The sequence below is a fragment of the Buchananella sp. 103232 genome (genome assembly GCF_058725725.1).
On the sequence record NZ_JBZXJM010000021.1, the window covers coordinates 1 to 22,532 of the forward strand.

Here is a 22,532-nt window from a genome sequence, read left to right on the forward strand (position 1 = left end):
CGTCCACCGGGAAATTGCCGGCCACGCCGATCACCTTCGAGCGCGGGATCACGGGCGAGAGCAGGCGGACCTCGTCCACGCTGGTGATCTCACCGCGCGGCTTGGTGCCGCCGAAAAGGGGGTCGCCGTCCAGCACCACGATCCGGTCGGAGTCCGGCTCCAGCACGCCGTAGGCGGGAACGTCTGCAAGGGAAAAACGAGCAATGCGCATGGTATGAGGATACGGGCGGCGCGTTCATACCGACGCATGACCTGCAAACCGGCCGCGCCCATTTAGGCTCCCACCATGACAGATTCGATTCCCGCCCCCGGCCCGGTCCCCCCACGGGCCGCCGCGCAGATTGGGACTTCCTTGGTGGACGAGCGCTGCCGCCCCCACCGCCCCGCCCACGCAGGCCGCCCTCCCGGTGGACCAGGCCGCCCTGCCAGCCCACGCTAATGCCCCGGAGAGCAAGTCGCCGTGGACGCAGAAACCGCGCCCGTGGTGGCCCCAGCTGCGCAAGGGCCCCTACCTGGGCGGCGCGGGCCGCGTGACCGGCCTGGACGCGGCGCGCGGAATCGCACTGCTGGGCATGGTCATCGCCCACGCCGGCGCCATCGACGCGGTGGGCAACACGCCACGCTGGCTGGGTTTTGCGCACGGGCGCGCCTCCATCCTCTTCGCGATGGTGGCGGGCATCTCCCTGGCCATCATCACCGGCGGCACCAGGCCGCGCGAGGGCGAATACTTGCTGCGCGACCGTCTGCGGATCTTCACCCGCGCCGTGGTGCTGCTGGTGCTCGCCTCCGTGCTGGAGACCCTGGCCACCCCCATCGCCGTGATCCTGGGGGCCTACGCCCTCTGGTTCGTGCTCGCCCTGCCGTTCGTGCGGTGCAGCGTGCGCGCCCTCTTGGCCTGGGGGTTCTCGTTCGCCGCCCTCGGTAGCACCGCCATCTTCCTGGTCGAGGAGGCCTCGGTCAGGTTCGGCTACTATACCGGCGGCTCGCCCGGCAACGGCTTCCTGTCCATGCTCTTCGTCTCCGTCTACCCGGCGGTGGTCTGGATGGGCTTCGTCCTGATCGGCATGGCGATCGGGCGCAGCGACCTGACCAAGCCCAGGGTGCTGCTGGCCTACGGCGTCAGCGGCCTGCTCCTGTTCGCCGCCTTCGCCGCCCCGTTCGTTGCCAAGGACGGCGTCAACCCGCTGCTGCGCATCGACGTCGACAACGGCATTGTTGACCCCTTCGGCAGCTACCCGGGCATCAGCGTCCCGATCCCGCCGCAGCCCTCGCCCGAGCCACTCGGGCCGGACATCCGGGGCCTGGCGGCCGCCACCACCCCGCCCCCCGGGCTCGAGGAGGGCGTGACCGGAAACGACATCACCGCCCCCAGCGACTTCATGTGCATGGAGGACGGCGAGCTCTACCCCTGCACCGGCGAGGAGTTCGGCCGGATCACCACCACCTGGACCGAGGAGGACTGGCGCTACTACGACGGCCTGATGGGGCCGCAGGAGTTTGTCCCCGGGGAGGATTCTTCCTTCTGGCAGCGCTACGTCTCCCACGTCTTCACGATGGACCCCCACACGGGTTCCCCGTTTGAGGCCCTTTCCTCCGGTGGTTTCGCCATGGCCGTGATCGCCGGGTGTGTGGCGATCGGGCGGCGCCTGAAGTACGCGCTGGCCCCGCTGGCCGCGGTCGGCTCCATGTCCCTGACCGCCTACACCATCCACGTGGTAACCACGGCGGTGCTCACCAGCACTGGCTACAACAGCTCCAACGCGCCCCTGATCTGGCAGGCGGTCGGCCTGAGCGTATTCGCGCTGGTCTGGGCGTGGTTCTTCCAGCGCGGGCCGCTGGAGCAGGCCATGGCCTCCTGGGCCGATCGCGGCTCCTCGCTGCCGCGCAGCCGCGGCCGGGACTAGCCGCGCTGCCAAAACGGGGGAAGTCCCGGGACATCGCCGTAGATGTCCCGGGACTTCCTAGTTCCGCGCCCCGGTTGGCGGGGCCGGGTGGGTCTATTCCTTCTCGGCGTGGGTCACCCAGGCGTCGGTGGGCAGCAGGCGGGGCAGGCTCTCGCGGGCGGCCTCGTCGAACACCGGCTCCTCGATTCCCCGGGCACGCTGGGCGCGGTAGTTGCGCACCACGGCCAGCACCCAGGGGGAGAGCACGATGATGGTGAGCAGGTTGAGGATGCCGAGCAGGCCCAGGGCCACGTCGCTCATGGCCCACACGGTCTTCAGGCTGAACACGGTGCCCAGGCCGGCGGCGGCGGTGACGATCACGCCGTTGACCACGTGCAGGTCGCGCTTGCGGGAGAGGAAGTCGATGTTGACCTGGGAGTAGGAGTAGATGCCCAGCAGCGTGGAGTAGGCGAAGATCAGGATGATGATCGCCATCGGGGTGGCGGTCCAGGCGCCCAGACCGGCCCCGATCGCCTCCTGGGTGAGCACCGCGCCCCGGGAGGCCAGGTCCACGCCGGGGGCGTAGATCTCCGGGCCCGCCAACAGGATGGCGATGCCGGTGGTGGTGCACACCAGGATCGTGTCGATGAAGACACCCAGGGACTGGATAAGGCCCTGGCTGACCGGGTGGGCCACGGTGGCGGTGCCGGCCGCGTTGGCGGCCGTGCCCAGACCGGCCTCGTTGCTGAACACGCCGCGGCGGGCGCCGTTGAGGACGGTGGCGAGCACGCCGCCGGCGATGCCGCCCAGGGCCGGGTCCAGCCCGAAGGCGCCCCGGAAGATGTCAGAGAACACGCCCGGGACGGCGGTGATGTTGAGGGCCACGATCACGGCCACGGCGATCATGTAGACCACTGCCATGGCGGGGGCCAGCCACTCGGTGACGCGGGCAACGGACTTCACGCCGCCGATCACCACGGGCGCCACCAGCACCATCAGGCCGATGCCGGTGGCCCACATGGGCACGCCGTGGGTGGCGGAGAAGATCTCTGCCACCGTGTTGGCCTGCACCATGGTGACGCACAGGCCCACGGCGAAGATGAACAGGGACGCGAACACGCCACCTAGTGCCTTCGAGCCCAGGCCGTGCTCCATGTAGTAGGCCGGGCCGCCCCGGTAGGAGCCGTCGCGGTGGCGCACCTTGAACACCTGCGCCAGGGCGGACTCCGCCAGGGAGGTGGCCATGCCCAGCAGCGCCACCATCCACATCCAGAACAGCGCGCCCGGGCCGCCGTAGACCAGCGCGAGGGCCACGCCGGCGATGTTGCCGATGCCGACGCGGGAGGCGATGCCGACCGCGAAGGCCTGGAAGGAGGAGATGCCGTGGGAGGCGCGCCTGCTTCGCATCAGCGCGCGCAGAGCGTCGGGCATTAAGGTGAACTGGCCGCCGCGCATCAGGACGGTGAAGAAGATGCCCACCAGCACCAGTAGTCCCACCAGCACGTAGCCGTACAGGTAGTCGTTGATGGCGCCCAGGACTGCGGTGAGGCCGCTGTTTTCCGCTTCCATGCTTGCTCCTAGAAGGGCCTTGCCCCGGCCTGCCTGCCCAGGGCGTGAGGGATAAGGGATTTTCTCCCCTTTTACCCGCTTTTGGGATGGGACGTTCAGCTAGTGAACGCTAATGGGAAAATGGTCTTATGGCTGCGGCACTGAATGAATTGTTGGATGAGCTGATCGACCGGGCGGAGGCCGCCGGCGGGGACGACGCTGCCCAGCCGGCGCCCTCGACCGGGATGCTGGTGAGCGAGGAGGCGCTAGCCGACGCCTTTGCGAGCTGGGCCGCCTCCACCGGTCGCCCGCTCTACCCGCACCAGGAGGAGGCGTTCTTCGAGGTGCTGGCGGGCAGCCACGTCATCGCTGCCACGCCCACTGGCTCCGGCAAGTCGCTTATCGCGGCCTCTACTCACCTCTACAGCCTGGCCCGCGACGACCGCACCTACTACACCGCCCCGCTGAAGGCGCTGGTGAGTGAGAAGTTCTTCGAGCTGGTCAACCTGTTCGGGGCGGCGAACGTGGGCATGCTGACCGGCGACACTGCGATCAACGCTGACGCCCCGATCATCTGCTGCACCGCAGAGATCTTGGCGTTGGCGGCGCTGCGCGAGGGCCCGCAGCTGGACGTGGGCACCGTGGTGATGGACGAGTTCCACTTCTACGCCGACCCGCAGCGCGGCTGGGCCTGGCAGGTGCCGCTGCTGTGCCTGCCGCAGGCTCAGTTCGTGCTGCTGAGCGCCACCCTGGGTGAGGTGGACTGGCTGCGCCAGGACCTGGAGCGGCGCACGGGCCGGCCCGTGGCGCTGGTGGAGGGGGCACAGCGGCCGGTCCCGCTGGAGTTCGAGTACTCGCTGGAGCCGATCCAGGACCTTTTGGAGCGGCTGGTGGGAACGGGCCGCTCCCCCGTCTACGTGGTGCACTTTTCCCAGAAGGAGGCGATGGAGCGTGCCCAGGCGCTCACCTCCATCCAGGTCACCAGCAAGGAGCAGCGGGCCAGGATCGCCGCCGAGCTGGAGGGCTACCGCTTCAACACCGCCTTCGGTCGGGTGTTGTCCAAGCTCTTGCGCCTGGGGATCGGCGTGCACCACGCGGGCCTGCTGCCGCGCTACCGCCGCCTGGTGGAGCGCCTGACCCAGCAGGGTCTGCTGCCGGTCATCTGCGGCACGGACACGCTGGGGGTGGGAATTAACGTGCCCATCCGCACGGTGGTCTTCACGGGCCTGACGAAGTTCGATGGGCAGTCCTCCCGCCACCTCACCGCCCGGGAGTTCCACCAGATCGCCGGGCGGGCCGGGCGCGCCGGCTTCGACACGGTGGGTTACGTGGTGGTCCAGGCTCCCGAGCACGTCATCGAAAACGCCAAGGCGCTGGCCAAGGCCGGGGACGATGAGAAGAAGCGCCGCAAGATCGTGCGCAAGAAGGCCCCGGAGGGATTCGTCAACTGGACGGACAAGACCTTCGAGCGGCTGCGGGATGCGGCCCCGGAGAAGTTGAGTTCCCAGCTGCAGATCACGGCGGCGATGATCCTGTCCGTGTTGCAGCGCAGGGGCGCCGACCCGGTGCGGGTGCTGGCGGAGCTGCTGACGGACAACCACGAGCCGCGCAGCGACCGCAACGAGCTGGTGCGCCAAGCGGTGCGGATCTACGCCTCCCTGCGCGATGGGCAGATCGTGCAGCACGTCTCGAGTGCGCAGGCGGCGGCCGATGGTCTGCCGCGCCTGCGCCTGGCGGCGGACCTGCCGGAGCGTTTCGCGTTGGATGCCCCGCTGGCGCCGTTCGCGCTGGCGGCCCTGGACCTGCTCAACCCGCAGAGCCCGGACTACGCCCTGGACGTGATCAGCGTGTTCGAGGCGACTTTGGAGGACCCGCGCCCGGTGTTGTGGGCGCAGGAGAACGAGGAGAAGGGCCGGGTGGTGGCCGCCTTGAAGGCGGACGGGGTGGATTACGACGCGCGCATGGAGGCGTTGGAGGACGTCACCTGGCCGCGCCCGCTGGTCGCGCTGCTCTCCCCAGCCTTTGAGATGTACCGGCGCAGCCACCCGTGGGTGGGCGGCAACGAGCTGGCCCCGAAGTCGGTGGTGCGCCACATGATCGAGCACGCCATGACGTTCGCGGACCTGATTAGCCGCTACGACCTGGCCCGCAGCGAGGGCGTGGTGCTGCGCTACCTGACGGACGCTTACCGGGCGCTGCGGCGCGGGGTGCCGCCGGAGGCGCGCACGCCCGAGCTGGACGCGATGGTGGCCTGGCTGGGCTCGCTGGTGCGGGCGGTGGACACCTCGCTGCTGGACGAGTGGGTGGCGCTGGGCCTGGACGAGGACGGCGATGGGGAGAGCGACCGGCTCCCGGGCGGGCAGCAGGCGCCGGCCGAGCTGCCGTTTGGCGCGGAGGCGGACGGTTTTGTGCGGCCCTCGCGGGTGCCCGCCCGCGTGCGGGCGGCCGTGCGCACCGCCCTGTTCAGGCGCGTGGAGTTCATGGCGCGCGACGACGTGGAGGGCTTGGCCCGCTACGAGGGCGGCACCGGGTGGAGCTTTGACCAGTGGGATCAGGCGCTCGGCGCCTACTGGGAGGAGCACGAGTGGATCGGCACGGACGCGGCGGCGCGCGGCGGGGACTTTGTGGAGATTGTCGAGCGGGTTGACGCGGACGCGCTGCTGGCAGCCGGCTTGGGTGACCTGGGCGCGGACCGCCTGGAGCAGTTGGCCGGGCCCGAGCGCTGGCTGGCGATTCAGACCCTGGATGACGAGGCCGGCGAGCGCGACTGGCGCCTGGTGGTGCTCGTGGACCTGGCCCAGACCGATCAGCGCGCCCGCGCGGCCTACGATGCCGCCCCCACTCCCGCCGGTGGCGCCGACTGGACCGGCACTGCCCGCCCCCAGCCCCGCCTGCCGCTCGCCCTGGAGGCGGTCTACTTCGGTCCGCGCTGATTCGGCTGGCCGGTGGGGCAGGCCCTGCTTGGCCGACGTCCCACCCGCCGCCCCGTGAGCGCGGCCGCTGCGCGTTGCGCGGGCAGCGGTTTCGGCTCTGCCCGGGGCGGCGCTAGGAGCCCGCTGATTCCTTCCAGGCGGCCAAGATGGGGGCCAGGAGCGGATCTGCCGCCTCCTCAGCGGTGGGCTCGTCTAAGTCCACGCCGTCGTTGGGCCTGCCAAAGCTGAGCACGACCGGGCTGGGCAGTTTCAGGGCGCGCACCCGCTGGAAGATCGCTGCCACATCGGTGCCGTCCTGCACGGTGAGCGTGGTCCCGTCTCCTTGGCGGGCCACCAGGACCGAGTCGCCCAGCAGCTGGCTCAGCTCGGCCGCCTCCTGCCCGGTGGCCAGCTCCGCCCCCAGGCCCACCTGGCCCGCGTGGACCTCCCAGCCCTCCCCCAGGCGGTCGAGGGCCGCCCAGCCCTTTGCCGGGGAGTCGAAGAGCAGGAACCTGCCCCGGTAGTCCGTGGCGCCCAGCTCCCGGATCAGCGGAAAGTCGGCCACTCGGGCGACGTCGGGCAGCGCGTCCGCGAGGTGGCGGAAGGGCTCGGTGACCCAGCCCTCGGCTTCGGTCTGCGGGTCCCCGGCCACCAGCTCCGGGCTGGTGGTGACGTAGGCGGTGTAGACGCGCCCGTACTCCCGTTTGCCGTCCCGGTAGGAGGCGACCCCGAGGGGCAGCTGGCAGGCGTCGAAGCCGTCGCCGGTGGTGGCGATGATCCGTTCGGATGCGCCTGCGGGCAGGGCGGCCCGGGCCCGCTCCCACTCCCCTGCTGAGGTGGCCTCCGTGACGTTCAGGCGGGAGTAGCCCCCGTCCTGGGGCCAGGACACGCACACCACGGTGGGCACACTGGTGGCATTCGCCATGATGTCCAGCGCCGCCGCGTAGCCCTCCTCGGCGTTGCGGGCCTCTACGCTGGCCAGGAAGGCCACTGGGCCAACCATTCCGTGCCGGAAGTTGTGCCGTGCGCCCGGGTAGTGGCGCTCCATCCACGCCCTGGCGGCGTCGGTGTCGTCGATGGCGCACCCGCCCAGGAAAGCGAGCGCCAGCGCGGAGAGCAGCGCGAGCGCCGCAGTCCTCCGGGTGGGGGCTGCGGCGCCGCGCTGTTTCCTTGGCACTGTGACCGCTAGGCGATCCGGTAGAGCCAGCCGTGCTTGTCCGGCAGCTTGCCCAACTGGATGGAGGTGAGCTCGTCGTAGATGGACTGGGTGACCGCACCGGGTTCGCCTGCACCGACTTGCTCGTCGAAGCCGCGCCCGGCCAGGCGCCCGATGGCGGTGACCACGGCGGCGGTGCCGCAGGCGAACATCTCGGTGACCTCGCCGCTGCGCAGGGCCTCCACCAGCCAGTCCAGGGCGATGTGCTCCTCGTGCACGTCCACGCCACGGTCGCGCAGCAGCTGGATGATGGAGTTGCGGGTGCAGCCCTCCAGGATCGTGCCGGTCAGGGCCGGGGTGCGCACCACGCCGTCTCGGGCCACCACGAACACGTTCATGCCACCCAGTTCCTCCAGGTGCGTGTTGGTGGAGTCCAGGTAGCAGACCTGGTCAAAGCCGCGCTCGGCGGCCTCGAGCTGGGGCAGCAGCGAGGCGGCGTAGTTGCCGCTGGTCTTGGCCGCCCCGGTGCCGCCGACTGCGGCCCGGTGGTACTCGTCTGTCACCCAGATGGACACGGGGTGGAATCCGCCCTTGAAGTAGGGACCGCACGGGGAGGCAATCAGGTCGTAGGTGACGGTCCTGGCGGCCCGCACCCCCAGGAAGGACTCCGAGGCGTACAGGAAGGGCCGCAGGTAGAGCGTGGAGCCCTCCTCGCTGGGCACCCACTCCACGTCGGCGCGCACCAGGTCCACCAGCGAGGCCAGGAAGTCCTCCACCGAAAGCTCCGGCAGGGCCAGGCGACGCGCGGAGGCGTTCAGGCGGGCGGCGTTCCAGGTGGGGCGGAAGGTCCACACGCTCCCATCGGCGTGCCGGTACGCCTTCAGGCCCTCGAATACCTCCTGGCCGTAATGGAGCACGCTCGCGCCGGGGGCCATGGCCTTGGGGCCGTATGCCTCCAGGCGCCGCTCGCCCCAGCCGGAGTCCGCGCGCCAGACCGCGCGGGCCATGTGGTCAGAGAAGACCTCACCGAAGCGCAGGTCCGCCATGAGGTGGTCGCGCTCGGCGGCCGGCTTGGTCTCCACCCCGACAACGACCGGGAAACGGCCCGAAACCTCGTCGGCGGCGGGCCCGCCCTGAGCTGCGATCTGCTCGATCGGCGTAAGCGTCATTCCAGTTCCTCCTGCTTTGGCAGTCCTAGCCTAGACCCGGCGCGCCCTAAGACAGGCGAGCCAGAACGTCGTCCCCCACTTCCTGCGTGGAAAGGCGGCCGGTGCGCTCGGAAAGGTGGGCGGTCACGGCAGCCTCGATCGCGCGGGCGGAATCGGCGTGGCCCAGGTGCTCGGCAAGCATCGCGCCGGAGAGGATGGCCGCGATCGGGTCGGCGATCCCCTGCCCCGCGATATCCGGGGCGCTGCCGTGCACCGGCTCGAACATGGAGGGGTGCACGCGCTCAGTGTTGATGTTGGCGCTGGCGGCCAGCCCGATGCCGCCGGTGACGGCAGCGGCGAGGTCCGTGAAGATGTCGCCGAACAGGTTGTCGGTGACCACCACGTCAAACTGCGCCGGGTCCACGGCCAACGCGATCATGGCGGCGTCGATGTGGAGGTAGTTGGTGGCAACCTGCGGGAACTCCTGCCCGATCTCCTCCACGCAGCGGGCCCACAGGCGCCCGGCGTTGACCAGCACGTTGTGCTTGTGGACCAGGGTGAGCTTGCCGCGGCGGGCCACAGCGCGCTCGAAGGCGTCGCGGACCACGCGCTTCACCCCGAAGGCGGTGTTGACGCTGACCTCGGTGGCGATCTCCTGATCGGTGCCCGCGCGCACCACGCCGCCGTTGCCGCAGTAGAGGCCCTCCGTGCCCTCGCGCACCACCACCATGTCGATCTGCGGGTTGGCGGCAAGGATGGAGGCGGAGCCCGGGTAGGTGCGCGACGGGCGCAGGTTCACGCCGTGGTCCAGGGCGAAGCGCATCTTCAACAGCAGCTCGCGCTCAAGCACGCCGGAGCGCACGCGCGGGTCGCCGATGGCGCCTAGCAGGATCGCGTCGTGGGAGTCGATGTCCGCCAGGTCCTGCTCGGTGAGCACCTGGCCGGTGGCCAGGTAGCGGCGCGCACCGAGATCGAACTCGGTTGCCTCCACCTCCACGGGCAGGGCGGCCCGCAGCACGTTCAGGGCCTGGGGAACAACCTCCTGGCCGATGCCATCACCTGGAATGAGCGCGAGCTTGATCGTCATGGGCAAAGCTTAGCCCCGGTCCAGATAGCGGATTAGTCCGTCTCGCATGTCGGATGAAGGCGGGGTGGGTGCCGCGCGGCCGGGCTCTCGCAGCGGCACGGCGGCAACGTCGTCCACAAAAGGCCGGACCGGCGAGCGGCCACAAGGCCACCCGCCGGTCCGAAGAAACGCCGTGCTAAATCAGCGGCCGGCAGAGCCGTCCACATAGTCGGCGTCGCGCTGAGAGGCGGACCAGGAAAAGAGGGAACGCAGCTTGCGGCCGGTCTCCTCCACCGGGTGCTTCTCGCCAGCGGCGCGCAAGGCCAGGAACTCGGGGGCGCCGGCGGCCTGGTCGTCCATGAAACGCTTGGCGAAAACGCCGGTCTGGATGTCGGTCAGGACGTCCTTCATGTGCTCCTTCACGTCCGGGGTGACAACGCGCGGGCCGGAGACGTAGTCGCCATACTCGGCGGTGTCGGAGCAAGACCAACGCTGCTTGGTGATGCCACCCTCGTTGATCAGGTCGACGATCAGCTTCAGCTCGTGCAGCACCTCGAAGTAGGCGATCTCCGGCTGGTAACCGGCCTCAACCAGGGTCTCGAAACCGTACTGGATCAGCTGGGAAACACCACCGCACAGGACGGCCTGCTCGCCGAACAGGTCCGTCTCGGTCTCCTCGGTGAAGGTGGTCTTGATGCCGCCGGCGCGCAGGTTACCCATCGCCTTGGCGTAGGAGAGAGCCAGCGCCCAGGCGTTGCCGGTGGCGTCCTGCTCCACGGCCACGATCGCGGGCACGCCGCGGCCCTCCTCGTACTGGCGGCGAACGGTGTGACCCGGGCCCTTCGGGGCGACCATGCACACGTCCACGGTGTCCTTCGGGGCGATGTAGCCGAAGCGAATGTTGAAGCCGTGGGCAAAGAACAGGGCGGCGCCGTCCTTCAGGTTCGGCTCGATGTCCTGCTTGTAGATCTCCGCCTGGAACTGGTCCGGGGTCAGGATCATCACCACGTCGGCGGAGGCGACCGCCTCGGCAACGGTAGCCACGGCCAAACCGGCCTCGGCAGCCTGCTCGCGGGACTTGGAGCCCTCGCGCAGACCGACCACCACGTCCACGCCGGAGTCGCGCAGGTTGAGCGCGTGGGCGTGGCCCTGGGAGCCGTAGCCGATGATGGCTACCTTCTTGGACTGGATGACGGCGAGGTCGGCGTCGGCGTCGTAGAACATTTCAGCCACGGTTGTTCTCCTTGAACTGTTGGGTGAGAGAGGCGGGGCCGCGCGTGATTGCAACGGCGCCAGACTTTGCGATTTCGGTAATTCCGTAGGGGGCCAGCGCCTCCAGGAGCGCTGCGATCTTGGAGCGCGAGCCCAGGGTCTCGACCACGATCGAGTCCGTGTGCACGTCCACCACGTGGGCCCGGAACAAGTCCACGATCTCCAAAACTGAGGTCCGGTTGGTGGCGTTAGCGGCCACCTTCACCAGCATGAGCTCGCGCTGCACCGAGTTCTCGGCGTCCAGCAGGTGCACCTCAAGCACGTTGACCAGCTTGTCCAGCTGCTTGCGGATCTGCTTGAGCGCCTCCGGGTCCGGATCCACCAGCGCGGTAACACGGGAGATGGTGGGAACCTCGGTGGGGCCCACGGCCAGGGAGTGGATGTTGAAGGCGCGGCGCGCGAAGAGCGCCGAGATGCGGGTGAGCACGCCCGGCTTGTTCTCAACCAGGATGGAAAGGGTCTTCAGGCCGGTCACAGCATTTCCTCCTCGTCGTCCCAAGCCGGCGCGATGTCACGCGCGTACTTGATCTCGTCATTAGACACGCCGGCGGCGACCATCGGCCAGACCATGGCGTCGCGGCCCACGCGGAAGTCAATCACCACAGGGCGGTCGTTGATGGAGTTGGCCCACTGGATCGCCTCTGCCACCTCTTCCTTGGTGTGGACACGGCGGGCCTCGCACCCCAGGGCCTCGGCCAGCTTCACGAAGTCGGGGATCACCACGTCCTCGTACCCGGTGTACAGGTCGGTGTTGGAGTAGCGCTGCTCGAAGAAGAGCGTCTGCCACTGGCGCACCATGCCCAGGGAGGAGTTGTTGATGATCGCCACCTTGATCGGGATGCCGTTCAGGGAGCAGGTGGCCAACTCCTGGTTGGTCATCTGGAAGCAGCCGTCCCCGTCGATGCACCACACGTTCGCGTCCGGGCGGGCCACCTTGGCGCCCATCGCGGCCGGGACGCCAAATCCCATGGTGCCCAGGCCACCGGAGGAGATGTAGGTGCGCGGGCGCTCGTACTTGATGAACTGGCTGGACCACATCTGGTGCTGGCCCACGCCGGTGACGAACACGCCGTTCTCACCCGCCAGCTCGCCGATCTGGGAGATGACGTACTGCGGGGAGAGCAGGCCGTCCTCCGGCTCGCTCCAGCCCAGCGGGTAGGTAGAGCGCATCTCGGAGAGCTTGTAGACCCACGCGCTCAGGTCCGGGCGGCCCATGGTGGCGTAGGCCTGGGTGGCGGCGCGGGTCAGGGCGGGCAGCGTGAGCTTGACGTCGGCCACGATGGCGACGTCGGCCTTGCGGATCTTGTGCAGCTCGGCGGCGTCGATGTCGACGTGCACCACCTGCGCCTTGGGGGCGAAGGAGGAGGGCAGGCCGGTGACGCGGTCGTCGAAGCGCGCGCCCAGGGCGACGATCAAGTCGGCTCGCTGCAGCGCGCCCACCGCGGCCACGGTGCCGTGCATGCCTGGCATGCCGTAGTGGAGGGGGTGAGAGTCGGGGAAGGCGCCGCGAGCGTTCAGGGTGGTGACGACGGGCATGCCGGTCGCCTCGATGAACGCGGCCAGTTCCTCGCTGGCACCCGCGCGGGAAACACCACCGCCGACGTAGGCCACCGGCCGCTTCGCCCGGGCGATCAGTTCCGCTGCGGCCGCAACGCGAGATTCGCGCGGAGTGGTGGGCGGATGGTAGCCGGGCAGGTCCATCTGGACCGGCCAGGTGAAGTCCATCTCCGCCACCTGGACGCTCTTGGGGATGTCGACCAGAACCGGGCCGGGCCGACCCGAACCCGCCAGGTGGTAGGCCTCGGCGATGACGCGCGGGATGTCGGCCGCCTCCGTGACCAGGTAGGAGTGCTTGGTCATCGGCATGGTGGCGCCGACGATGTCAGCCTCCTGGAACGCGTCCGTTCCCATCGCGGCGCGGCCCACCTGGCCGGTGATGGCCAGGACGGGCACGGAGTCCATGTTGGCGTCGGCCAGCGCGGTGATGAGGTTGGTGGCGCCGGGGCCAGAGGTGGCCATGCAGACGCCCACCTTGCCGGTGGCGTGGGCATAGCCCTCTGCGGCGTGGCCCGCCCCCTGCTCGTGGCGCACCAAGATGTGGCGCAGCTTGGCGGAGTAGAGCTCGTCGTAGATGGGGAGGATGGCCCCGCCCGGCATGCCGAAGACGTCGGTGACGCCTAGAGCCTCAAGGGTGGCTACTACCGCCCGCGCCCCGTTCATGCGCTGGGGCTGCACGACGTTGCCGCCCTCCATCGATTCCGCGGTGGCGGGCGCTGCGGTCTCTTCCGCATTGCTCGTCATGCTTTCCTCCCTCCCTCGGGTTTGGCTCCGCAAACATACAAAGCCCCGCACGCCGACCGACGCAGGTTGACTGCGTCAGAGCGATACGGGGAACAACATGGGCAAACACTATCTCGTTGGGTGGCGAGTAGTCACGCAACCCCCCGCTGCGTCCACATCCTGGGATAACGGTCCACAAAATGAACGATCGGATTGGCGGGTTGTCGGAAGCCACCATGCCGGCGCCACACAACCCGCCTAACAGCGAGCCTAGGCCAGGGCCGGGCGCGTATCCAGGGGCAGGAGATTGGCACTAATCACGTCCGGCGGGAAGCCAACTCGTTGCCTGGCGAAAGGGTGCGCCCATCGCCGTGCGGGCGGCACCCAGGAGAGTGGCCCGTGCGGGCGGCCCCCAGGGATACAACCCGGGCCGGCCATAACGCCATCGCCGACACCCTCGTTCGGGAGTACCCGGGGCACCCGGCCGAGTCCAAAAGCGATGCAGTGGGGTCGGCGTTTCTATAAACGCCGACCCCACTGTCCTTGGGGAGAGTTCCGCTATCTGACCAGCGCTGCCCTGAGCTGGCTGAGCACCCGCTCAGAAACCGAGCGCTGCCCACCTGCTACGTGCAGACTCGTGTACTTACCGGCACGTAGGTGAGAGAGCAAAGCGGTGGGAGCGACAGCCGACCTGGTAAGGAGCAGTACGCCCCCCTTGTTGGCGGCCAGGGCACCACCCGAGAGGGCATCGGCAAAGTCCTGACCACTTGCAATCACGGCGTACTTGGCCTCCGGGAGGAAGGCATTGGCCACCGCAACAGCCGTTTCGAACCTATCGCGCCCGACTACGCCCGTTGCGTTCAAACCGCGCGTGGCCACCGCCGCGTTTCCGCCCACTCCGAAGACCGGTGCATTGAATCCGGCTGCCTGGGCTGCTGCACCCGCAGGTAGATGCTTGCCGTTGGTCAGGAGAATGACTCCGTTCTTTGCGGCAGCAGCGGGACCGGCCGTCAGCCCATCCGCGAAGGAATGGCCATCCACGAAGACGACCGCTCCCACAGCGGAGCCGTTGCTCTCCAGCACTCTGCCTGTCTCTTGCGCAATCTTGGACGCTGTAGAGAATCGGTCCTCGCCTGCCAGGCGGCCCACTTCGAAGCCCAAGGCCTTGAGCTGGTTCTCCACCGCAACGCTGATCGAACCCGTGCCACCCGCGATGAGAACCCTAGAAGCTCCAGCCGCCCTCGCAGCGACCAGCACGCGTCGAGTCTCAGCGTCCAGCGCGTTCCTGCCGGTGAGCAAAACAGGTGCGTCTAGCGCGCCCGCAAGTGGCGTTGCCGCCAGCGCGTCAGCCGCGTTAGTACCGGACGCCAACACAATTGCCTTGCCCCAGGTACCCTGCTCCATGACTGTCGCAGATGTGCCGTACCTCGACTCTCCGGCCAACCGCACCACCGTTCCCGGGGCCGGGATCGAAGGACCGCCGGAAGGCTGGGCCGACGCGCTGGCGCTGGCAGATGCACTCGCGCTCACACTCGCACTCGCGCTCGAGCTCGCACTTGGCGACGTGCTCGGCTCGACCGACGCCGACGCACTGGCCGAAGCACTCGTACTCGCAGACGCCGACGCGCTGACGCTGGCAGATGCACTCGCACTCGTGCTCGCAGACGCAGACACACTCGCACTGGCCGAAGCACTCGCACTCGCAGACGCCGACGCACTGGCCGAAGCGCTCGTACTCGCGCTCGGCTCGACCGACGCGGTTGGGGTCGGCGTCGGCTGGGCCTTCTTCGTGTACTTGTTCACGAAGCTGACTCGGGCTGCCTCTCCCTTGGTGATCGTGACGGACTGGGCCGCAGGGGCAGCAAGGTCGTAGCCGGGAATCCCAGCTGACTGAACGTCCTCGCTGATCTCACACCTGGTGCCCGTGGGGAAGTCCTTGCCGACCGAAACGGCCTTTCCGTCCGCGCGGACTTCCAGACTGCCGGTGTCACCGCCACAGTTGTAGTCGAATTCGTAGACCTTCCCTGCCGCGTTGGCGCCGCTGACGGTCTTGGCGACCGAGAAGGACCCCATGTTTCTGGTGTAGGTGCCCCGGAAGGCTGCCTCTGCCGTGGTGTCCTTGCCGACGATCAAAACCACCTTCGCTCCCGGAGTGAATGTGTACCCAGGAATTGCGGTTCCGGCGAGCTCCTGCGTAATGGTGCAGGAGGTGCCGACCCGGAACTTCTTGTCCACGGGCACGGCCACGCCATCTCCCTTGGTGGTTAGCACTCCGGTTTGGTCACCACAGGCCCAGTTGAACTTGTAGTCCTTGTTGGTGGCTTGCGCCGGCGCTCCGGCCACCTTGTGCGCGACTGCGAACGTGCCGACGTGTGCCGTGTAGCGGGCCTCGATGGAGACCACGCGTTCTTGCCCCTTGGCGAGCTCGAACCGACTGGATCCGCTCTCACCAGAGGTGACGCTGACCTGGGTGGCCAGGTCCGCATTTGCCACGGCGGGTGCCTGCCACTTGATGTTGCAGGTGCCGGTGGGCACGTCGGCGATCCGCTTGGAGCCGCCTGCGGCGATCTTGAAGGCACCGTCGGTCTTCTCGCCCTGCGCGTTGGTGCAGGAGTAGGAGACGTCGATCTGGGCCGCGCTGGCGAGGTCGGCGCCGGTGCCGGTGACGCGCGCGTCCACGACGAGCGAGCCCGTGTCCCGCGTGTAGGTGTTCTGGAACGCGGCGATCACCGGGGTGCCCTCCACGATGCTTATCACCTGCGCCTGTGGCGGGTTGAGCGTGTAGCCAGCAATCTGGGCCGTGCTCGTTTGTTCGGTAATGGTGCACGACGTTCCGACCGGCCAGTTCTTCCCTGCGGCCGCTGCGACGCCGTCGCCCTTTGCCTTCAGCTGCCCGGTGTCTCCACCGCAGTTGTAGTTGAAGGTGAATTCCTTGGCCGTGGCGCTATCCGGCCCGCCGGCCACAGTCTTGGCCACCTTGAACGTGCCGGTCTTGCGTTCGTAGCGGTTAACGAAGGCCAGTTCCGTCGAGGTGTCCTTGGCGATGACGATCTGCTGGGATGCCGGCAGCTCCAGGTTGTATCCCGTGACCGCCGCCGCCTGGGCGTCCTCGCTGATGGTGCAGGAGGTGCCGACGCGGAAGCTGCGTCCCGCCGGCACCGCCGGAGCGCCCGGCGTGACCGTCATAGAGCCCTTCTCGGGGCCACAAGCCCAGTTGAACTTGTAGTTCTTTCCGGCCGCGTCCAGGCCGTTGACGGTTTTGGTGATGGAGAAGGAGCCCACGTGGGCGGTGTAGGTGCTTGTTGCCGCAACCTCGCTCTTGGCGCCCTTGACCACATCGAACTGGACACTAGCGCCCGGGCTATCAGCCCCAGCCACCGTGAACACACCAGCCACATCAGCCCCAGCCACACCAGCATCGGCCTCAGTCAGCGTGCAACGTCCCACCGCAACGTCGGACACCTCACGCACACCACCCGCAGCAAGCTCAAAGCTGCCACTCGTCACAGTCCCATCCAAACCAGTGCAACTGTAAGAGAAGGCAAACTCCTTGCCCGCCGCCAAATCGGCCCCGTCCCCAGCCACAACCTTGGCAACCGAGAACGAACCCAAATCACGCGAATACTCATTACGGAAAGCAGCCACCACCGGCTCACTCTCCACAATCTCAACCACCCGCGCCTGCGGCACCACCAACGTGTAACCCGCCACCTGCGCACTGGCAGCATCCTCGCTAACCGTACAAGTAGTCCCGGTCGGGAACTCCTTGTCCGCAGCAACCGCGATACCGTCACCCGTGGCCTTGACCTGACCAGTGACACCACCACAGTCGTAGTTGAACGTGTACTCCTTATCAGCAGCCGCCTGCGGCCCACCAGCCACAGTCTTGACCACCTCGAACGTGCCGGTCTTGCGCACATACGCATTGGTGAAGCTCACGTTGGCTGTGACACCGTCGGTGATTTCTACGGTTTGCGGGCCGGTCGCGCTGAGGTTGTAGCCCTCGATCGCGGCCGCCTCTACGTTTTCGGAGATGGTGCACGACGTCCCAACCGGGAAGTCCTTGCCCGCCGCAACCGCCACGCCGTCGCCCTTAGCGGTCAACGTGCCCGTTTCGCCGCCGCAGTCGTAGCTGAAGGAGTACTCCTTCTCCGCTTGCGCCTCGGGAGCGCCAGTTACCGCCTTGGTGACCTGGAACGATCCGACCTTCTGCTTGTAGGCGTTTTCGAACGAAGCGGTGGGGGTTTGTCCCTCAACGATGGCCACCGTCTGGGCGGGCGGCACTGTCAGGTCGTAGCCGTCGATGTTTGCCGAGGATTCGACCTCCCGCACCGAGCAGCTGGTCCCGGCCCGGAAGTCGACGCCCACGGGCACTGCCTTGCCGTCGCCCTTGGCCACAACCTGGCCGGTCTGGCCAGCGCAGTCGTAGGCGAAGGTGTAGTCCTTGCCGCTCGCCGCAGCCGGGGCGCCCGTCACGGTCTTAGCAACCTGGAAGGAGCCCACCTTCAACGTGTAGGCATTGGTGAAGCGCAACTCGGTGGTTTGGTCCTTCACGATCGCGAAGGTCTGCGGAGCAGGAGCCGACAGGTTGTACCCGTCGATCACCGCGCCAGCGCTCTCCTCCCTAACGGTGCAAGAAGTCCCGACTCGGAAGTCGCGTCCCGCCGGGACGGCAACGCCATTAGCCCGCGCCCGCAGGCTACCGGTCACTCCCCCACAGTCGTAGGAGAACTCGAACTCCCGATCCGCTACCTCAACGCCGTTGACGGTTTTGGTGATGGAGAAGGAGCCCACGTGGGCGGTGTAGGTGCTTGTTGCCGCAACCTCGCTCTTGGCGCCCTTGACCACATCGAACTGGACACTAGCGCCCGGGCTATCAGCCCCAGCCACCGTGAACACACCAGCCACATCAGCCCCAGCCACACCAGCATCGGCCTCAGTCAGCGTGCAACGTCCCACCGCAACGTCGGACACCTCACGCACACCACCCGCAGCAAGCTCAAAGCTGCCACTCGTCACAGTCCCATCCAAACCAGTGCAACTGTAAGAGAAGGCAAACTCCTTGCCCGCCGCCAAATCGGCCCCGTCCCCAGCCACAACCTTGGCAACCGAGAACGAACCCAAATCACGCGAATACTCATTACGGAAAGCAGCCACCACCGGCTCACTCTCCACAATCTCAACCACCCGCGCCTGCGGCACCACCAACGTGTAACCCGCCACCTGCGCACTGGCAGCATCCTCGCTAACCGTACAAGTAGTCCCGGTCGGGAACTCCTTGTCCGCAGCAACCGCGATACCGTCACCCGTGGCCTTGACCTGACCAGTGACACCACCACAGTCGTAGTTGAACGTGTACTCCTTATCAGCAGCCGCCTGCGGCCCACCAGCCACAGTCTTGACCACCTCGAACGTGCCGGTCTTGCGCACATAGCTATTGGCAAAGACCAGTGGAGCAACCACATCCTTACCGATCACAACCTGCTGCGGCTCAGGCACCATCAAGTTGTAACCCTCAATCTCAGCGGACTCCACATCCTCACTAATCTCGCACGACGTCCCAACCGGGAAGTCCTGCCCCACAGCCACCGCAACACCATCACCCTTCACAGTGAGGTCACCGGCCTGCTCACCACACACGTACTGGAACTGGAACTCCCTAGCCGCACCCTCAACACCATCAACCGTCTTCGCAACAGAGAAGGAGCCCCGGTGCTGGGTGTATTCGTTGGTGACGGCCACGTTGGTCGTCTTGTTCGCCGCGATCTGGGCGGTGAAGGGCTGCTGGCCGGCGGCAACGTCGTCCACTGTGGCGTTCACCGTCAGGTCGGTGTCCTCGATGGGGGCGGCCGCCTCGCGAATTGCGCAACTGCCGACCGGGATCTCGCGGATGGTTTGCGTTTCCCCGGCGCGCACGGTGACCTTTCCGCTTGGCGCGGTGCCGTCCAGGCCGTGGCACAGGTAGTGGATGGTGAATTCCTTCCCCGCCGCCATCGCGGCGCCGGTACCGGTGACCTGCTTGGTCAGGGACAGGCTGCCCAGCTCCCGCTGGTAGGCGTGGGCGAACGTTACTGGCTGCGGCTCCCCTTCCCTAATCTCGATGGTGCGAGGCTGGTCGGCCTGCAGGCTGTAGCCCGCGATCTGGGCAGCCTGCGCATCCGGGGTGATCGTGCACGACGTCCCGGTCGGGAACGTCTTTTCCACCGCCACCGCGACCCCGTCGCCCTTGGCGGTGACCTGGCCGGTCTGGCCGGCGCAGTCGTAGTTGAAGGGGTAGTCCTTGGTAGCGGCGGTTGCCGGGGCGCCGCTGCTGGTGACGGCCACCGTGAAGGAGCCCGTCTTGCGCGCGTATGTGTTTTGGAAGGTGGCGACCACCGGGGCGGCCTCCACGATTTGCACGGTCTGCGCCTGCGGCTGCGTGAGCGTGTAGCCCTCGATCGCCGCCGTCGCTGCGTCTTCGGTGATGGTGCACGACGTCCCAACCGGGAAGTCCTTGTCTGCGGCCACCGCGACGCCGTCGCCCTTGGCGGTGACCCGGCCGGTGGTGCCGCCGCAGTCGTAGTTGAACGTGTAGTCCTTGCTGCTCGCCGCAGCCGGTGCGCCCTCGAGCGTCTTGGCGACCTTGAAGCTGCCCACCTTTTGCGCGTAGGAGTTGGTGAAGGACGCGTTCACCGTCACAGCGTCGGTGATTTCGACGGTTTGCGGGCCGGTCGCGTTCAGGTTGTAGCCCTCGATCGCGGCCGCCGCTGTGTCTTCGGTGATGGTGCACGACGTCCCAACCGGGAAGTCCTTGTCTGCGGCCACCGCCACGCCGTCGCCCTTAGCGGTCAACGTGCCCGTTTCACCGGCGCAGTCGTAGCTGAAGGAGTACTCCTTCTCCGTTTGCGCCTCGGGGGCGCCGGTGACGGTCTTGGTGACCGTGAAGGAGCCCAGCTTGCGCGCGTACGCGTTGGTGAACGCCAGCGCGGCGGTGGCATCTTCCTGGATCACGACCGTCTGAGCCTCGGGTGGGGTGAGCTGGTAGCCGGCGATCTGCGCCGACTGCTGGTCCTCGGTGATTACGCAGCTGGTGCCCATCCGGAACTGCTTATCTACGGGTACTGCCACACCGTCGCCCTTGGCGACCACGGTGCCTTCCTCACCGCCGCAGTTGTAGTTGAACGTGTAGTCCTTCTGTGTTGCGAACTCGGGAGCGCCTGTCACGCTCTTGGCCACGGAGAACGTCCCGCTGCGAAGCGTGTACTGGTTGGTGAACCTGACCTCGGTGGTCTGGTCCTTCACGATCGTGAAGGTTTGCGGCGCCGGCGCTGACAGGTTGTACCCGTCTATGACGGCGCCAGCAGTCTCCTCCCGAACCGTGCAGGAGGTAGCGGCTCTGAATTCACGCCCTGCCCGAACGGCGACGCCGTTCGCCCGTGCTCGCAAGCTGCCGGTCACGCCCCCACAGTCGTAGGCGAACTCAAACTCTCGGTCAGCTACTTCGACACCGTTGACCGCCTTAGCGACTGAGAAGGACCCCACGTGGGCGGTGACCGACTTGTCGACGCTGAGCGGTACAACCACGTCTTCGTCGATGCCAAAGGTCCATTCTGAGGAGTACACCGGTGACCCATGAATCGCAAAAGTGCTGTGAATATCCGCGTTTGCGATCGCCTCGCTGGTCTCCCGGATCGTACAAGTTCCAACCGGTAGGCCGTCCACCCGGACGGGTGTGGTGCTATCAACACTCACTGTGCCGTCCTTGCTCACTCCCGACTGTCCTTGGCAGGTGTAGGCAAAGGTGAACTGCTTCCCCGTAAGCATGTCCGCATCGGTTCCCGACGCAACTGTGGAGAGTTCGAATGCCCCCAGCCTAGGCACATACTGACTGACAAACGACGCAATCGCGGGCGAACCGCCTCCTTCCAAGGTGACAGTTACGTCGGCAGGCGGCGTCAGTTTGAAGGCTCTTCCCATTTAAGGGTGTAGTTGGGGTTTGAATCCGCCTGCTTCGAGCAGGCTGCGGGTGATGTAGTTGGTCAGGTTGCGAAAGCCGAGTGCTGAGCCGCGTAGGTGTTCCAGGCGTCCGTTGAGTGCTTCGGTGGGGCCGTTGCTGGTCCTGGGATGGTCGAAGTAGGCCAGGATGTCACCGGCGCGTTTCTTCAGCGTTCGTCCCAGGGTGATGACCTCGCTCAGGGCGGCAGGTACGCCGCTAGAGATCGCGGTGATCAGTTCTTGCATGAGTCTTTTGCCCTTGGCCCGCTCGGGCTGACGGTAAGCGGCCACCATCTTCTGGTACACACCCCAGGTGACCTCGACTTGGGCATGGTCATCGTTGGCGAAGAGCGCGTCTAAACGCTTGCGCTGGGCAGGGGTGAGCAGGTCGCTACCGGTGTGCAGAGTACGGCGGGCCTTGTACAGGGGATCATCAGCCCGTCCCCGCCGTCCATGTAGTTCTTGCTGAACACGCCGACGACACTCATCAAGCGCCTGGCCTGCCAGGCGTACTACGTGGAAGGGATCGAGCACGGCCCTGGCCTGGGGCATTTCCTCGGTGGTGGCGGTTTTAAACCCGCTAAAACCGTCCATCGCGACCACTTCCACGCCATCTCTCCATGCTCGGGGCTGCTGGGCCAGCCAGCCCTTGAAAGCCTGCTTGGAGCGGCCCTGGACCATGGCGAGTAGCCGGGCAGGGCCAGTGCCATCCTTGACGGGGGTTAAGTCGATGACCACGGTTACGTACTTGTCACCTGCGCGAGTATGGCGCCAAACATGCTCATCCACGCCGATAACTCTGACTCCTTCAAGCCGGACGGGGTCGTTGATCAAGAGGCGCTGTCCTTCGGCCAGCACAGCATCGTTGGCGGTGTCCCAAGCCACGGACAGGCCCTGAGCGATGCGGGATACGCTCAGGTGTTGACACACCAAGGCTTCCAACGCCCAACGCACCGCACGCCTCGATAGGCGTGCCCTGGGCTCAGCTGCCAGGTCCATGTTCTGACGCCATACGTGTGCGCATTCCTGGCAGCGGTAACGACGCACTCGCACTTCCAGTGTGGTGGGACGCCACCCAAAGGGCTCGTGAGCCAGCCGGCGCTTGACCGTGTCACGTGCCAGGCCTTGACATCCACACCGCCCACACCAGTCATCAGGCTCGACCAGGCGGCATTCCAGTATCGCCCGCTCAGGCTCGACACGCTGGCCAGTAACGACAAGACCAAGCTCGTCCAAGCCAGCAAAAGTAGTCAGATCAGGCGCGACGAAGGTAGCGTTGGACACGTTGAGGTC

General features: G+C 67.2%; 12 protein-coding genes. 2 read left to right on the forward strand and 10 right to left on the reverse strand.

All coding sequences use genetic code 11. From position 1 onward, the window contains the following. Nucleotides 1-211 (reverse strand): DUF2437 domain-containing protein (locus AC4PWQ_RS03325; protein ID WP_492089755.1); only part of this gene is annotated, 211 nt, incomplete at its 3' end. A gap of 130 nt (nt 212-341) precedes the next feature. On the opposite strand from AC4PWQ_RS03325, the gene AC4PWQ_RS03330 reads away from it, so the two are divergent. Continuing rightward, a complete protein-coding gene (locus AC4PWQ_RS03330) occupies nt 342-1,904 on the forward strand; it encodes a heparan-alpha-glucosaminide N-acetyltransferase domain-containing protein (protein WP_492089756.1) in 1,563 nt (520 codons plus the stop codon). 93 nt (nt 1,905-1,997) lie between these two features. On the opposite strand, the gene AC4PWQ_RS03335 is transcribed toward AC4PWQ_RS03330, so the two are convergent. Beyond that, entirely contained in the window at nt 1,998-3,452 is a 1,455-nt protein-coding gene (locus tag AC4PWQ_RS03335) for an alanine/glycine:cation symporter family protein (RefSeq protein ID WP_371152521.1), read from the reverse strand. Nucleotides 3,453-3,580: 128 nt separating this feature from the next. On the opposite strand from AC4PWQ_RS03335, the gene AC4PWQ_RS03340 reads away from it, so the two are divergent. Beyond that, nucleotides 3,581-6,364 carry a DEAD/DEAH box helicase gene (locus AC4PWQ_RS03340; protein WP_492089757.1) on the forward strand — a complete coding sequence of 928 codons (2,784 nt, stop codon included), beginning with the start codon at nt 3,581-3,583 and terminating at the stop codon, nt 6,362-6,364. A 112-nt stretch (nt 6,365-6,476) separates the two neighbouring features. On the opposite strand, the gene AC4PWQ_RS03345 is transcribed toward AC4PWQ_RS03340, so the two are convergent. From AC4PWQ_RS03345 to AC4PWQ_RS03380, 8 genes are all read right to left on the reverse strand, one after another. After that, the gene (locus AC4PWQ_RS03345) at nt 6,477-7,520 is read right to left on the reverse strand and encodes a hypothetical protein (RefSeq protein ID WP_492089758.1); all 1,044 of its coding nucleotides are present in this window, start codon (nt 7,518-7,520) and stop codon (nt 6,477-6,479) included. Between the two features lie 8 nt (nt 7,521-7,528). Then, on the reverse strand, nt 7,529-8,668 hold the full coding sequence (locus tag AC4PWQ_RS03350; RefSeq protein ID WP_492089759.1) for a branched-chain amino acid aminotransferase: 1,140 nt from the start codon (nt 8,666-8,668) through the stop codon (nt 7,529-7,531). A 46-nt stretch (nt 8,669-8,714) separates the two neighbouring features. Beyond that, nucleotides 8,715-9,734 carry a 3-isopropylmalate dehydrogenase gene (locus AC4PWQ_RS03355; RefSeq protein ID WP_492089760.1) on the reverse strand — a complete coding sequence of 340 codons (1,020 nt, stop codon included), beginning with the start codon at nt 9,732-9,734 and terminating at the stop codon, nt 8,715-8,717. Between the two features lie 180 nt (nt 9,735-9,914). Further along, nucleotides 9,915-10,937, reverse strand: coding sequence for a ketol-acid reductoisomerase (gene ilvC / locus AC4PWQ_RS03360; protein ID WP_371152978.1), 1,023 nt, complete (start codon nt 10,935-10,937; stop codon nt 9,915-9,917). A 1-nt stretch (nt 10,938) separates the two neighbouring features. Continuing rightward, nucleotides 10,939-11,460: an acetolactate synthase small subunit gene (ilvN, locus tag AC4PWQ_RS03365; RefSeq protein WP_371163737.1), complete on the reverse strand. Its 522-nt coding sequence runs from the start codon at nt 11,458-11,460 to the stop codon at nt 10,939-10,941. Then, entirely contained in the window at nt 11,457-13,286 is a 1,830-nt protein-coding gene (locus tag AC4PWQ_RS03370) for an acetolactate synthase large subunit (RefSeq protein WP_492089761.1), read from the reverse strand. The genes ilvN and AC4PWQ_RS03370 overlap by 4 nt, the downstream gene beginning before the upstream one ends. Nucleotides 13,287-13,823: 537 nt before the next feature. Then, nucleotides 13,824-21,221 (reverse strand): DUF5979 domain-containing protein, encoded by a 7,398-nt coding sequence (locus AC4PWQ_RS03375; RefSeq protein ID WP_492089762.1) that lies wholly within the window; start codon nt 21,219-21,221, stop codon nt 13,824-13,826. After that, on the reverse strand, nt 21,222-22,523 hold the full coding sequence (locus AC4PWQ_RS03380; protein ID WP_371151564.1) for an ISL3 family transposase: 1,302 nt from the start codon (nt 22,521-22,523) through the stop codon (nt 21,222-21,224). It abuts the gene before it with no gap. Nucleotides 22,524-22,532: the final 9 nt, after the last annotated feature.

Coding starts and splice junctions, on each gene's coding strand:
- AC4PWQ_RS03335 (WP_371152521.1), bottom strand. CDS start 3,452: ATGGAAGCGGAAAACAGCGGCCTCACCGCAGTCCTGGGCGCCATCAAC.
- AC4PWQ_RS03355 (WP_492089760.1), bottom strand. CDS start 9,734: ATGACGATCAAGCTCGCGCTCATTCCAGGTGATGGCATCGGCCAGGAG.
- AC4PWQ_RS03370 (WP_492089761.1), bottom strand. CDS start 13,286: ATGACGAGCAATGCGGAAGAGACCGCAGCGCCCGCCACCGCGGAATCG.
- ilvC (WP_371152978.1), bottom strand. CDS start 10,937: ATGTTCTACGACGCCGACGCCGACCTCGCCGTCATCCAGTCCAAGAAG.
- AC4PWQ_RS03350 (WP_492089759.1), bottom strand. CDS start 8,668: ATGACGCTTACGCCGATCGAGCAGATCGCAGCTCAGGGCGGGCCCGCC.
- AC4PWQ_RS03375 (WP_492089762.1), bottom strand. CDS start 21,221: ATGGGAAGAGCCTTCAAACTGACGCCGCCTGCCGACGTAACTGTCACC.
- AC4PWQ_RS03340 (WP_492089757.1), top strand. CDS start 3,581: ATGGCTGCGGCACTGAATGAATTGTTGGATGAGCTGATCGACCGGGCG.